This window comes from Floccifex sp. (assembly GCF_051873555.1).
Lineage (GTDB): Bacteria > Bacillota_I > Bacilli_A > Erysipelotrichales > Erysipelotrichaceae > Floccifex.
This window is the reverse complement of the sequence record NZ_JBJEEY010000049.1, coordinates 1-13,653: the sequence shown is the minus strand read 5'-3', so window position 1 is coordinate 13,653 and position 13,653 is coordinate 1. Positions and strand designations below refer to the sequence as shown.

Below are 13,653 nucleotides of genomic sequence, written 5' to 3'. Positions count from 1 at the left end.
TCTATCAAATAAAAAAAAGACTGTCGACTATTACTTTGTCAACAGTCTGAAAGAAACTATAATGTTTCTTTTTTTTTGAATTGATTTTGAAAGGGGTTTAATTTATTAAAAAATTGCACTATAATATTTTTAGTTAATATTTCATAGGAGGATATGAAAGAATGAAAGAACTAACTTATATTGTAGTCAATCCATTAGGAATTCATGCGCGTCCAGCTGCTTTACTGGCTCAGACTTGCGTTGATTTCAAGAGTAGTGTAATTATTGAAAAAGACGGTCAGACAGCTGATGGTGTCAATGTTCTGCAAATCTTAAAATTAGCCGCTAAAAAAGATGATAAATTAACAATCACTATTGAAGGCGATGATGAAGAACAAGCTGCTCAAACAATTTATGATTTATTGCACAACGGTGCTTTTGAAGAAAAGAAACCTGTAAAAGTTTTAAAAATTGCTTTCTTTGGAACAAAAGACTATGATCGAATTTTCTTCAGCGAATTAGTAAAAGACAAAGGAGAAGGAACTTATAACTCAGACATTAAATATTTTAATGCCCGTCTTACTCCTGAAACGGCTTCTTTAGCCAATGGATACGATGCCGTTTGTATTTTCGTAAACGATGAATGTCCAAGAGAAGTTGTGGAAACATTACATGAATGCGGTGTACGTTTAATTCTTCTTCGTTGTGCTGGTTTCAACAATGTTGATTTACAAGCTGCTAAAGAATGTGGAATCACTGTATTACGTGTTCCTGCTTATTCTCCATATGCAGTAGCTGAACATGCTATGGCTATTTTACAAGAAGCCAATCGTCGTTTGCACAAAGCACATAATAAAGTGAAAGACAACAACTTTGCTTTATCTGGATTATTAGGATTGGATTTACATAACAAAGTGGCTGGTATTATGGGTACAGGTCGTATTGGTGTTTGCATGGCCAATATTTGTAAAGGATATGGAATGACTGTTTTAGGATGGGACGCTTTCCCAAATAAAGCATTGGAAGAATCTGGATTGTTGACTTATGTCACAAAAGAAGAATTGCTTCAAAAATCCGATTTAATTTCATTACATGCACCTTTATTCCCTAGTACATATCATTTAATCGACAAAGAAGCCATTGATATGATGAAAGACACAGTTATGTTAGTCAATACATCTCGTGGCCCTTTAGTTGATGCAGAAGCGTTGATTGCAGCTTTAAAACAGGGTAAATTCCATGCGGTTGCTTTAGACGTATATGAAGGAGAAGATGCTAACGTTTATACAGATCGTTCCGATGAAGCTATCACAGACGATATTACAGGACGTTTATTAATGTTCCCTCAAGTTGTTTTAACATCACACCAGGCTTTCTTCACACGTGAAGCTTTGCAAGCAATTGCCGTTGTTACAATGGAAAATGCTCGTAACTTCAATGAAGGAAATAGCTATGGAAATGCAGAAGTTTCTGCTAAATAATTAAAAAAAGTCTCATTTGAGACTTTTTTTTAATGTTTTCATTTCATTTTCTAATTCATCTAATAATAAAACACGATCAAATAAAGTAATACAAGGTTTATTATCAATATATGTTATTTCATCTACATGATAGTGTCCATGAAACCAGCACATATATTGTAGTTTTTGTCGAATGGTTTCTAGAATTGTTTGAATATTTAAATATTCTTTTCCATAGTGATTCATTTGAATTTTATATTTTTGTGACAATGGATGACTGGAAAAAATATCATGAGAAAGAACATAATCCACTTGATAATTGACTTTTTCTAAATTTTTCTGTGCATTAACAAATTCTTCCTGCGTAGGCATCTCTTCTTTCCACCACGTTTTCTTTTCTTCTCTTAATTCAAAATCATGAGAATAGCCTCCACCAAAGACAAAAAAAGAATGACCATCAATGGAATATATTTCACCTCGCATTAAATGATAGATATTATGACGAATGCGATGTGCTTTTCCATTGTGCCAATCCACGACAGGATATGAATCAAGGACATCAAAATTTTCATGATTTCCATCAATAAATAATACATTCCAAGGTAAAGAAGACAACCATTTTAGCCAAAATGCATCATTACTTCCTCCATCCCATATACAACCAAAATCACCACAAATAATAACATAATCTTTGTTTGTCATTGTTTGTCCGGGAATAAATTCATCGGGATTGATTTTATGAATATCAAACGCTCCATGCGTATCTCCGGTAATATAAATCATGTACTACCTCCAAATAAAACTAGTTTTACTATATCAAACTCATTTCAATTTGACAAATCGTGTAAGCGCTTAATCTCATTATTTTTGTATTCAAACATAAAATTTGATAAAATATCCATATGAAAAAATCAATAATAATAGTTTCTCTTATTTTTTCTATTGGATTTGTAGCCTCATTTGGATATTCTCTCATCCAATTCATTTCTCCTATCCAACAAGAAATCTCAACCACGATTTGTATTGATGCAGGACATGGTGGATATGATAGTGGGGCCATTGGCGTAGATGGAAGCTATGAAAAAGATATTACATTGGAATTGGCTTTACAAACAGGTCGAATGATTCAGCAAATGGATCCAAGTATTCAAGTAATTTATACTCGCGACAGTGATTTGGTTTCCTGGCCTTCCAATGAATCCCAGGATTTAGAAAGTCGAGTTCAAATTGGTCAGCAAGCGAATTACTTTTTATCCATTCATTTGAATTCAAATGCAGATTCTAATATGTCTGGTTATTGTTTCTATATTAAAAACGGTGATTCAACGTCTCGAAAAATATGTCAGGCCATTAGCGATAACTTATTAAAGTTTCATTATTCTTCAAATAATGGAATAGAAAGTACTTTAAATTATCCATTATATGTTGTCGATCAGTTAAATATTCCTTCTATTTTATTTGAAGTTGGTTATTTATCCAATGAAAAAGAATGTTTAATGCTTCAATCGTGGTTAACACAAAAAAAGATTTGTTATTCAATATCAAAAGGAATTGTGGATCAAATTCATAAACAATCTTCGTGATTGTTTTTTTTATCAAAAAAAGAGTAGATTACTCTACTCCGATAATAAAAGGATAAACAGGCTGATTTCCCTGATAAATTTCTACTTCAGCATCACTGTTTTCTTCAATATATGAGCCAATTTCTTCAGCTAATTCTAAAGTCGTATCCTGACCATAAATTAAAGTTACCAGTTCACTGTCTTCATCCAGCATTTGATCCAATAAAGCCTTGGTTGCCTGCATACAATCTGGTTTTGATAAAACAATTTCACGATTGAAAATACCCATGAACTCATCTTTTTTAATTTCCATTCCTTCATAAGTAGTATCCTTAATGGCATATGTTACTTCACCAGATTTTACATTTTCAATGGCTTCCTGCATGTCCGCTAAGTTTTCATCAATTTCCACTTCCGGATTAAACATCACACAAGCTGAAATTCCTTGTGGAATGGTTTTAGCAGGAAGAACATGAATATCTTTGTCTTCACACACTTGAGCAGCTTGATTGGCTGCCATCACAATATTGGAATTATTTGGTAAAATGATAATGTGTTCGCAATTTAATTTTTGAATAGCTGCCACAAAGTCTTCTGTACTCGGATTCATTGTTTGTCCACCACCAACAACAATATCCGCTCTTAATTCTTTGAAAATATCTCCAATACCACTTCCTGGTGCCACTGTAATAATGCCATATTTTTTATATTCTACAGAAACAGTTTCTTCTTGTTCTTCTAAAATATTATCGTGTTGCATCTGCATATTTTCGACTTTTAATTTTAAGAAACGACCTCTTCGTTTTCCCATTTTAATGGCTGTAAAAGGCTCTAAGGTATGAACATGAACTTTTACTAAATCATCGTCTTGTACACAGACAATTGAATTACCAATCGTTGCTAATTCATTTTGAAAATCAGATTCACTGAAATGACGCATTCCCGTTTCTGATAATTTCAAAATAAATTCTGTACAGAATCCAAATTCTTCTTCTGTACCTTCTACTTTTGTTTGCGATGCATCTACAGATTCTTCATTCTTTTCTAAAGAAACAACGTTTCCTTTTAAAGCTAAAGCCATTCCTTCAAAAATAATGGTTAATCCTTTTCCACCTGAATCCACTACCCCAACTTCTTTTAAAACAGGCAATAAATCTGGTGTACGATTTAAAGATTCATTGCATTCTTCAACCATTTTATCCATCACCAAAGAACAGTCTTTGATTTCATTGGTAATGACATAGGCATATGTATAATCTGCGGCTTCACGAACTACTGTTAAAATGGTTCCTTCTACCGGTCGCATAACAGCTTTATAAGCAATACGAGATCCATTCACAAAGGCATGCGCTAATTGAGACGCATCAATGGTTTCTTTGTCTTGTAAATCTTGATAAATTCCTCTAAAAATCTGAGACGTAATAACCCCAGAATTTCCTCGTGCTCCCATTAATAAACCACGAGAAAGCGTTTTTAATATTTTTCCAACATGATTGGCTTCTTCTTTTAAAGCTGCATTGACTCCATTTGAAACCGTTAAATACATATTGGTTCCTGTATCTCCATCTGGAACAGGAAATACATTTAAAGCATCGACTAAAGCACAATGATTATTTAAATTATTCATTCCGCTTTCTAACATCTGCTTTAATAACTGTCCATCTATTCTTTCCATATTTTCTCCTATTTCAAAAGACGCACACCTTGAACACAGATGTTTACTTCTTTACATTTTACTTCTAATACTTTTTCAATTTCATATTTTACACGTTTCTGTGCTTCTAAAACAACTTCACTTAATTTAATTCCCTGAAGCGCAATAATATATAAATCCAATACAAGACCATCTTCCTGGTTTGAAACAACAACACCACGAGAATAATTTTCTTTTTTTAATAATTCTGCCCATCCATCGCGAACACTTTTTTGACTGGCCATACCTACAACGCCGTAACACTCTGTAATGGCACCTCCAGCTAAGCTGGCAATGGCATCTAAGGAAATTGAAATATTTCCATATTCTGTTGATTTATTAATTGGCATATACTTCCTCCTATTCTTTTGTATTATACCTTATAAAATTGTATTAAACAATAAAACACTTATGGCTCTTCAATTTTCACAAATGAAGCACTGGCATCATCCCACTCAAAATATTCATTTGAAAATTGACTATAATAATATCCAGTTGATTCCGAATAATACCAACCCGAATTTGCATCGTATTGCCAATCCTGTATCGAATCTAAATACGACAAATCCTGATTGGGTTCTTTCTCTATTGTTTCTTCTTTGTTTTCTTCTTCTGTTTCCACACACGAAGACGAATCATAATCCCATGTTTTTCCATCTTCTTGACAAGCATCAATTTGCGTTTGTAATTCTTTTCGATTGGTTGTGATATCCGTACAACTAATTTTATCAATCGCATTGTGTTCTAAATCCAATAATAAACAAGCTGATGTTCCTTTTAATTGCGTTAAAACAAGAGAATATTTTGTTAACATAGATAAACTATCAAAACTTGAATAAATGGAATTTCCATCTCGCATAATCAATCGAATCATATTTTCATCATAAGAAGAAGAAAACGGAACAATTTGTGATATTTTTTCAATTAATTCATAAGTGATATCATCTTCTACTTTTTTAAGTTCTTCACATAAAGATTTTCTTTGTGATTTAGATAAATCACTAATTAAAGGAAGATGAATTAAATTTGATTTATATTGGGAATCTAATTCAATAGATTCGTTATCAATTGTTAAAATATAATATTTAGAATCTTCTATATAATAACCAACAGCCATTTTTTCTTTTATATGAATCACAATACTATTTTCTTTTTTTGTGACATTTACAGATTCAATTAAATCCAAATTCTTTACTTGATTTTCCATTAAAAAACCAGGCATCAAGTACAAGCGAGTATTCAAAGAAACATGTGCTTTTTCATATATTTGTGCATCGGTATAAAAATAATTTCCTTCACATGCTAAAACATGTGTTTTGGAATCATCGCTTATACAATATAAAAGAAAACTAAAAAACATAAAAAGAATGGCACAAAGAATGGTAATGGATTTCAAAGAAAAAGAACGTTTTTTTCTTTTGGATTTATTCACAATGGAAATGCTCCACTTCCGTAATTAAATCTAAATCATATTTTTCTTTTGCCAGACTCTGAATCAAAGCAATTAATTCTCTTACATCTTTTGCACTTGCTTGACCATTGGCATTGATGATGAAATTACTGTGTTTTAATGAAACCTGAGCCCCACCAATCTGGTAGCCACGAAGACCTAATTCATCCACAAGTTTCCATGCTGGTATGCTTTCTGGATTTCGAAAAACACTTCCTGCACATGGTTTATCCAATGGTTGACTCGCAAGGCGACGTTCTCGTCTTGAATCCATTAATGAAAGAATTTCTTCTTTATTTCCTTTTTTACATTTTAAACGAGCGGCTAGAATGACCCAATTTGGATGTGATTGAAAACTCGATTTCCGATAACCAAACATCAAATCATCTTTTTTCATCCAGACAATCTGATCATCCACTAAAACCATAACAGAATCCAGAATATTGGAAAAATCTGATTTATAAGCACCTGCATTCATGTAGATGCCTCCACCAATGGATCCTGGAATCCCAGTAGCAAATTCAAGTCCTGTTAAAGAATGATTTGCTGCTTCAACTGCTAAATTAATAATAGAACAACCAGCTTGACATACAATCGTTCCATCGGGTTCAATATATGATTCATTCATATAACGATCTAAATTAATAACGGCTCCTTCAAAAAAGTTATCACTCCATAATACATTGGAACCACGTCCCATGATTTCATATGCCATTTTTTCTTCTTTTAAAATATGAAGAACACGCATTAATGAAATCAAATTCTTAGGATAAATATAAAAACGAACACATCCTCCAATCCGATATGTCGTATGTTTTGACATCGGTTCATTTTCTAAAACATCCGCATATATACTTAATTTTTCTTTTATGTTCATACTAACCTCATCCAATTAATTGAAGACATGCACGAATTATATCATAGGCTGCATCGGGATTACCCAAAGCTCTAGCCCCTTTAGAAACCAGTTCCATTTCTTTTTCATTTTCAAATAAAGAAACAATATTTCTATGTAACGTATCTGCATTTAAATCTTTTTCCTCGATCATATATGCACCATGAACATCCACTAATGCTTTTGCATTATAAAACTGATGATTTTCGGCAACATATGGACTTGGAATTAAAATCGAAGGAATACCTAGAGCCGTAATTTCAGCTAAAGTAGTGGCTCCAGCTCGACAAATCATTCCATCAATATGCGAATAAATACGTAAAGTATCGACATAATTCACAACATGTACATTTTCTCTTTCCAATTCTGACATATCGTCTTCGTTATTTTTTCCACAAACATATAAAAACTGAAGACAATCAAAAGAACCTTTTAAAGACTCTTTCATCAACTGATTAATACTGCTGCTGCCTAAAGAGCCCATCATAATCAAAATTGTTTTTTTATTTAAATCCAATCCCATGGATTCAAAATAATTCTGATCAAATGAAGCTTCTTTAGCTAAAGTTGCTCTAGGATTTCCCAATAAAGAAATCTTTTCTCTTGGAAATATTTCCGAACACTTTTCATAACACGTAAAAATTCGATTCACTTTTTTCATAACCAATTGATTGGCTTTTCCAACAATCGAATTTTGTTCGTGAATCGTTACAGGAATGGATAAAGAATGAGCAGCTAAAATCACAGGTGCACTCACATAACCACCAAATCCTATAACCAAGTCTGGCTTAAACTTCTTTAAATACTTCTTTGCTTTTTTGTATGCAAAAAACAACTGACAAATGGCTTTTCCTTTTGAAAAAAGATTTCCCACTAAACCAGAAGTATGTAAAGACCAAAAACGATATCCATAGGAAGGAATTAAATCCGCTTCCATTCGATCGTCGTTTCCAATAAATAAAATATCTACATCTGGATACAACTGTTTCCATTTATCCGCTAAAGCTAAGGCCGGATAAATATGACCACCAGTTCCTCCAGTCACTAAACAAATCTTCATATACCTTTCTATTATCTATGTTTTTACTATGAAAATCAAGGAAAAAGTAGTTGGTCAATTTTGAAGAATCCATAAAAAAAGACTGTGTCTGTCACAGTCTAGTTCACAACTATTTTACCATCGTATGCTTTTAAAGAAGCCACTAAAACAAAACGCTTTGTAGAATGCGCTCCATAATCCAAGTCACAAGTAGATAAAGTAATGACAGATTCTACGTTTTCTACATTTGTATAATGGGTTGCCGTTTGAAGATATGTATTCATCATATCATCCATATTAAAATGGATATTATAATAATCACATCCATCTTCTACTTGTGAAAAACAAATTACATCGCATTTATAATTCTGAGAAGGTGTTAATAAATACAGATAATTGTGTTCCTGATAATATTCTAAGTCTTTATATTCTTTTAAAGACGTAAACATGCCACCTGTATCTACCGAATGCCCATAAATTATGGAATTCACATCTGAGAAATCTCTTTGATTGTCCATACTCAAGAAAATAGATCCCATACGATTGTCTTCTTTTAAATATGTATGATTCAAATAATAAGAGTTATCGCTTCCCTGAACAATTGGAAACGAAATATCTGTATCTGGAATAATGATCCATGCAATGATATCTGGATTTTTCTCCTGTAAAGAAGCCCAATCCACTTCATAGGATTCATCTTCTTTTTTTATTGTACTCTCTAATTCCTTGACTTCTTTATTTACTGAATTTTTTACATTATAAATTTCAAATAATTGATAAGCACTAAAACCAAAGATGCCTAAACAAATTAAAAATAAAATTCTATATATAAATTTTCTCATAGACTTTTTCGATACTGATTTCCTTTTTCAATTACACGATAAATATCTGTGCTAATTTGATAAAACAAATCATTTCCCTTTCCATTTAAAAGACTATCACAAAACGCATCAATTTCTCCACTAAAATCGCTTTCCATTTCAACTTCTAAAACACTTTTTCGTCCATTCATTTCGATAAATGCTTTTGAACTCTTCCAGAAAGCGGGAATTTCAATCACAGCTTTGTCTGTCACAACAACAGCTTTTCCTTTGTCTTTTGTATAATGAAGCCAGGAACTATTAGCTTGAGCTATAATTCCATTTTCATAATGAATCTGTGCCATCATTGAAAAATCAACGGGATTATTATCAAAATGAAAACAAGAAACATCTATACTTTGAATCTGTGAATTTGCCATTTTATGACAAAAACAAACAGGATAGACACCTACATCAAAGGAACACCCTCCATATACAGGATGCATAGCCCAGCTATCTTTGTCATATTGGTCTTTACAATCATAGCTATAGTTAGCTTGAATGGAAATGATTTTTCCATATTCATTGGTCTGTAAAGCATTGAATATGGTTTGATTTAATGGTGTAAACCATGTTTTGTTGGCTTCCATTAATAAGCAATGATTTTGATTAGCAATCAAATATAATGCATCCAATTCTTTTTGACAACAAATCATTGGTTTTTCACAAATAACATTCTTCTTATGTTGAAGACACATTTTTATTTGTTCGAAATGAAGATGATTGGGTGTACAAATATAAATCACATCTACATCTTTGTCTTGACACAATTCTTCATAAGAATCATATGCTTTCTGTGCATTATATTGAACTTGAAGTGCTTTGGCTTTTTGTATATCACGAGAACAAAGTGCATAAAGTTGTGCCTGTTTTGAACATTGAATGCCTTTGGCCACTCTGGCACTAATATATCCTAATCCAAGTATCGCAAAACGAATCATTATAAAGCCTCAATTGTATAGCTTGTTGTAAAGACTTCTTGTGGTTTTAAAATCATTGTTCCTTCTCTTGTATAGAAATCATCTATTCCTTTTTCAAAGTCTGCATGCCCATACCATGGTTCAATGCAAATAAAATCAGAAGGCGTTTCAATTGTCCACAAAGCCAATAAGGGGAAACCAGCAATACTCATTTTGATTCTTGGTTGTCCTTTATAAGATAAAGTCACATAACTGGATTTTAAATTTTTATAGATGATTGTTTTATAATAATCTACATCTTCTCTTGATAAATTCCATGATTTCAAGCAAACATCCTGATAAGTAATTTTCTTTTCAAAACTTGGATCAAATAACATTTGACTTGCGTTTTCTTCAACTTCAAAATCAATAGAATAGTCTTCAAATTTTTCTCCTTCTTTTTGTGGAACTAGAAAAGCGGGATGCAAACCAAAAGTGAATGGCATATCTTCATTGGATGTATTTTGAATTCGATAATCAATTGTGATTTCTTTTTGATTTAATGTATATTCAATTTCATAATGAAAATGAAAAGGATATTGTTTCAAAGTTTCTTCATTGTCCTGGTAAGTAAAAACAATGGAATTTTCTTTTTGTTCTCCTTTTAAAGTCGCATAACGAATCAATCCATGGTTTTTCATCGCATATGTTTTACCATGAATTTGATAAGACTTAGAAGCTGTATTTCCAATAATTGGAAATAAAGAAGGATTTTTTCCTGTCCAGGCTTGATTTCCCTGGTACATACATTCTTGTTGTTTTTCTTTATCAAAAAAAGATTGAATTTCTCCACCTTGTTCAATACACTCCAAACGAGCTGCATCATTTTCTAAAACAAATGCCATTTTAATTTCCTCCTTGTGTTAAATAATGATAAATAGGATCTGTTTCTATATTTCCTATCACGATATCCGCTATTTCTTTTAATACAGGAATCGCATTTCCCATCGCAATTCCTGTATCTGCAATTTGAATCATTTCCATGTCGTTTTCACCGTCACCAAAACAAATCAAATGATCAATTTTTTCTTGTTGGCAAACCAATTCAATTGCTTTTGCTTTATTCAAACCATCATTTCGAATTTCTAAACAATCTGGATATTGAACCATGCCTTTATTTGAAAATAAATTCGAAATATAAGCTTTAACGGATTCTTCATTTGACATAATTAATAAATTTAAAACTTCATCGTCCTGATATTCTTTATATTCAGGTGTACATAAATATAAATCCATCCAGATTTTATGATCCTTCATTTTTGGCATTCTTCCCCAATAATTTCCGTCTTTTGTAGAATATCGATATACAATTTCATTTTCCTGACAATATCGATCAATTTCTTTCATTTTAGAAACAGGAATGGGAAAATGATATAAAATCTGATTCCGGGCATCTAAAATCAAAGAACCTCCATCTAAGATTTTAAAATCAAATGGAAATGTTCTTATACAAGATGGTAGACAAGATAGTTCCTGAAAACATCGGGAAGTGCTTAATCCAACGATGTGCCCTTTCTTTTGAAGTTCCTTTAATATTTCACAAGTCTTAGAAGAAACATCGTGATATTTTCGATGATAGAGCGTTCCATCCATATCAAAAAAATACGCATTTTTCATATCTTTATTATACGAAAAATAGAAAAAAAAGCCATATTATAGTATAATTCTAAAAGCAAAGGAGAAACCTTTATGGAATTGGATCATAAAATAGAACGAATTGTACAACATATCATAGATGATGTACATCAAAATTATAAAGATAAACATACTTCTCAATTGGATACACAGGAAATCGTAGAAATCATTGAAAATGCGCAACAAGCTTTATTTCCGGCTTTATTTGGTGATCGCGAAATTATTTCGGATTTTGCGAACAAATATGAAATTGGAGGCCATATTGAAAAAATATATTCTTTACTGGTTTATGAAACAACACGTGCTTTGTTGTATCATCCAAAATATGCGAAGTCTCCAAAATTTGCTCGTAAAGAAAAAGCCAAACAAATTGCGCTTCAATTCATTGATCAATTGCCAAAAATTCATGAATACTTGAAAACCGATATTCAGGCAGCTTTTGATGGCGATCCAGCGGCAACTAGTTTTGATGAAATTGTTTATTCCTATCCAGGATTTTATGCCATTTTTGTTAATCGTATTGCCCATGAACTTTATTTATTAGATGTTCCTCTTATTCCAAGAATCATGACCGAACAAGCACACAGCAAAACAGGAATTGATATCCATCCTGGCGTTACCATTGGAAAGTATTTCTTTATTGATCATGGAACAGGTGTTGTGATTGGTGAAACAACAGTCATTGGTCAGCATGTTAAAATTTATCAAGGTGTTACATTAGGTGGTTTATCCACGCGTGATGGACAAAAACTAAGAGGTGTTAAACGTCATCCTACAATAAAAGACAATGTAACCATTTATTCCAATGCATCGATTTTAGGAGGCGAAACGGTTATTGGTGAAGGCTGTGTTATTTCGGGAAATTGCTTTATTACGCATTCCATTCCCGATCATATGCGTGTAGCCAATCAGAGTCTTGAACTGGTTTTGAAACCAGATAAAAATAATTCGTGTTATGAAATCTAAATCAAGGTTTTCCTTGATTTTTTTGTTACAATAGAAGTATGAATTTAATTGAATATGTAAAAGAAACAGGAACTTTTTCTATGAATGAAATTCCATTTAATGAAGTTGATGCTGCTATTTTAGCTTATATCACATATTTAAAATGGGAAAACTTAGAAATGGATATTGAAACACAGTGGATTGAATTTTCCAGTTTACGCTTTCATGAACAAGAAATCATTCCTTTAGATAAATTTCCAGAACAATTTGGTGATTTAATCACTTTAATGATTTTTTCTGTGCGCTTTGCTTCCATGAAAATCGGATTTTTTCAATCGGTTACGGACTTAGATGTTGATGAACAATTTGCTGCCATCACTTTCATTTGTAGTGATCATATCTATAATATTTGTTTTCGTGGAACCGATACTTCCATTGTCGGATGGAAAGAAGACTTTAATATGTTGTTTAATAAACACGTGTCCGGTCAAATCAGTGCATCAAATTATTTTTTATCGCATTCCTTTGATTTATTTCGATTGATTGGTCATTCAAAGGGTGGAAATTTAGCTACCTATTGTGCCTGGCAGCAAGATTGTACAAATTGTGTGGGAATTTATAATTTTGATGGACCTGGTTTTTTAAATGAAAATATTCATGTCAATGGTCCCTATTATAAATTTATTCCTTCTTGTTCGATTATTGGACTCATTATGGAAAATCATTCTGACTTTGAAATTGTAGAAAGCAATGCCAAACATTTACATCAACATGATTTGTTTTCCTGGGTTATTGAAAATAATCAATTTGTACGTGTCAATGAATTAGAGCCATTGGCCCAATATTTTCAAATTAGTGGAAATGCCTGGCTAAGACAAGCAAGTCTGGAAAAAAGAAAAGTATTTGTAGATACGTTTTATGAATTAATTCAAAAAGAAAATTTAGAATCTATTTATGATTTTCAAATCAGTCATGCGTCTCACATTATAAAAGGATTTCATCAACTGGATAAAGAAACACAGAATATTGTCAATGAAATCATCAAAATTATTATTCAAACAAATTTAAAAGAAACTAAAAAGTTTATTCAAAATCAACTAAAAAAATAGCCCTTGTGGCTATCAATGTCATTAAGTTAAAAATCAAAAAAATAATAGAACTGAAGAAAAAAATGAA

Annotated in this window: 14 protein-coding genes; 4 read left to right on the top strand and 10 right to left on the bottom strand. The window is 32.0% G+C overall.

What is annotated here, in order from left to right; translation table 11 throughout:
* Positions 1-161 precede the first annotated feature (161 nt).
* The gene (locus tag ACI32A_RS02840) at positions 162-1,460 is read left to right on the top strand and encodes a fused HPr family phosphocarrier protein/2-hydroxyacid dehydrogenase (protein WP_439753512.1); all 1,299 of its coding nucleotides are present in this window, start codon (positions 162-164) and stop codon (positions 1,458-1,460) included.
* Positions 1,461-1,472: 12 nt separating this feature from the next.
* On the opposite strand, the gene ACI32A_RS02835 is transcribed toward ACI32A_RS02840, so the two are convergent.
* Positions 1,473-2,222 carry a metallophosphoesterase family protein gene (locus tag ACI32A_RS02835; protein WP_439753511.1) on the bottom strand — a complete coding sequence of 250 codons (750 nt, stop codon included), beginning with the start codon at positions 2,220-2,222 and terminating at the stop codon, positions 1,473-1,475.
* Positions 2,223-2,341: 119 nt separating this feature from the next.
* Between ACI32A_RS02835 and ACI32A_RS02830 the strand changes: the two genes are divergently transcribed.
* On the top strand, positions 2,342-3,022 hold the full coding sequence (locus ACI32A_RS02830) for an N-acetylmuramoyl-L-alanine amidase (protein WP_439753510.1): 681 nt from the start codon (positions 2,342-2,344) through the stop codon (positions 3,020-3,022).
* Positions 3,023-3,050: 28 nt separating this feature from the next.
* Here the strand turns inward: ACI32A_RS02830 and ACI32A_RS02825 are convergent, their stop codons facing one another.
* The 9 genes from ACI32A_RS02825 to ACI32A_RS02785 all read right to left on the bottom strand — a co-directional run bounded on the left by ACI32A_RS02825 (position 3,051) and on the right by ACI32A_RS02785 (position 11,514).
* Positions 3,051-4,676 (bottom strand): DAK2 domain-containing protein, encoded by a 1,626-nt coding sequence (locus ACI32A_RS02825; RefSeq protein WP_439753509.1) that lies wholly within the window; start codon positions 4,674-4,676, stop codon positions 3,051-3,053.
* A gap of 8 nt (positions 4,677-4,684) precedes the next feature.
* Entirely contained in the window at positions 4,685-5,044 is a 360-nt protein-coding gene (locus ACI32A_RS02820) for an Asp23/Gls24 family envelope stress response protein (RefSeq protein WP_439753508.1), read from the bottom strand.
* A gap of 59 nt (positions 5,045-5,103) precedes the next feature.
* Entirely contained in the window at positions 5,104-6,126 is a 1,023-nt protein-coding gene (locus tag ACI32A_RS02815) for an OCRE domain-containing protein (protein ID WP_439753507.1), read from the bottom strand.
* A complete protein-coding gene (gene murB, locus ACI32A_RS02810; protein ID WP_439753506.1) occupies positions 6,119-7,021 on the bottom strand; it encodes a UDP-N-acetylmuramate dehydrogenase in 903 nt (300 codons plus the stop codon). Before murB ends, ACI32A_RS02815 begins: the two co-directional genes overlap by 8 nt.
* Before the next feature lie 7 nt (positions 7,022-7,028).
* Positions 7,029-8,099, bottom strand: coding sequence for an undecaprenyldiphospho-muramoylpentapeptide beta-N-acetylglucosaminyltransferase (gene murG, locus ACI32A_RS02805; RefSeq protein WP_439753505.1), 1,071 nt, complete (start codon positions 8,097-8,099; stop codon positions 7,029-7,031).
* Positions 8,100-8,197: 98 nt separating this feature from the next.
* The gene (gene srtB / locus ACI32A_RS02800; protein WP_439753504.1) at positions 8,198-8,920 is read right to left on the bottom strand and encodes a class B sortase; all 723 of its coding nucleotides are present in this window, start codon (positions 8,918-8,920) and stop codon (positions 8,198-8,200) included.
* Positions 8,917-9,879, bottom strand: coding sequence for a Gfo/Idh/MocA family protein (locus ACI32A_RS02795; RefSeq protein ID WP_439753503.1), 963 nt, complete (start codon positions 9,877-9,879; stop codon positions 8,917-8,919). The genes srtB and ACI32A_RS02795 overlap by 4 nt, the downstream gene beginning before the upstream one ends.
* A complete protein-coding gene (locus ACI32A_RS02790; protein WP_439753502.1) occupies positions 9,879-10,742 on the bottom strand; it encodes an aldose 1-epimerase family protein in 864 nt (287 codons plus the stop codon). Before ACI32A_RS02790 ends, ACI32A_RS02795 begins: the two co-directional genes overlap by 1 nt.
* 1 nt (position 10,743) lies before the next feature.
* Positions 10,744-11,514: a Cof-type HAD-IIB family hydrolase gene (locus ACI32A_RS02785; RefSeq protein ID WP_439753501.1), complete on the bottom strand. Its 771-nt coding sequence runs from the start codon at positions 11,512-11,514 to the stop codon at positions 10,744-10,746.
* A gap of 72 nt (positions 11,515-11,586) precedes the next feature.
* On the opposite strand from ACI32A_RS02785, the gene ACI32A_RS02780 reads away from it, so the two are divergent.
* On the top strand, positions 11,587-12,498 hold the full coding sequence (locus ACI32A_RS02780; protein WP_439753500.1) for a serine O-acetyltransferase: 912 nt from the start codon (positions 11,587-11,589) through the stop codon (positions 12,496-12,498).
* 38 nt (positions 12,499-12,536) lie between these two features.
* A complete protein-coding gene (locus tag ACI32A_RS02775) occupies positions 12,537-13,586 on the top strand; it encodes an Mbeg1-like protein (RefSeq protein ID WP_439753499.1) in 1,050 nt (349 codons plus the stop codon).
* Positions 13,587-13,653: the final 67 nt, after the last annotated feature.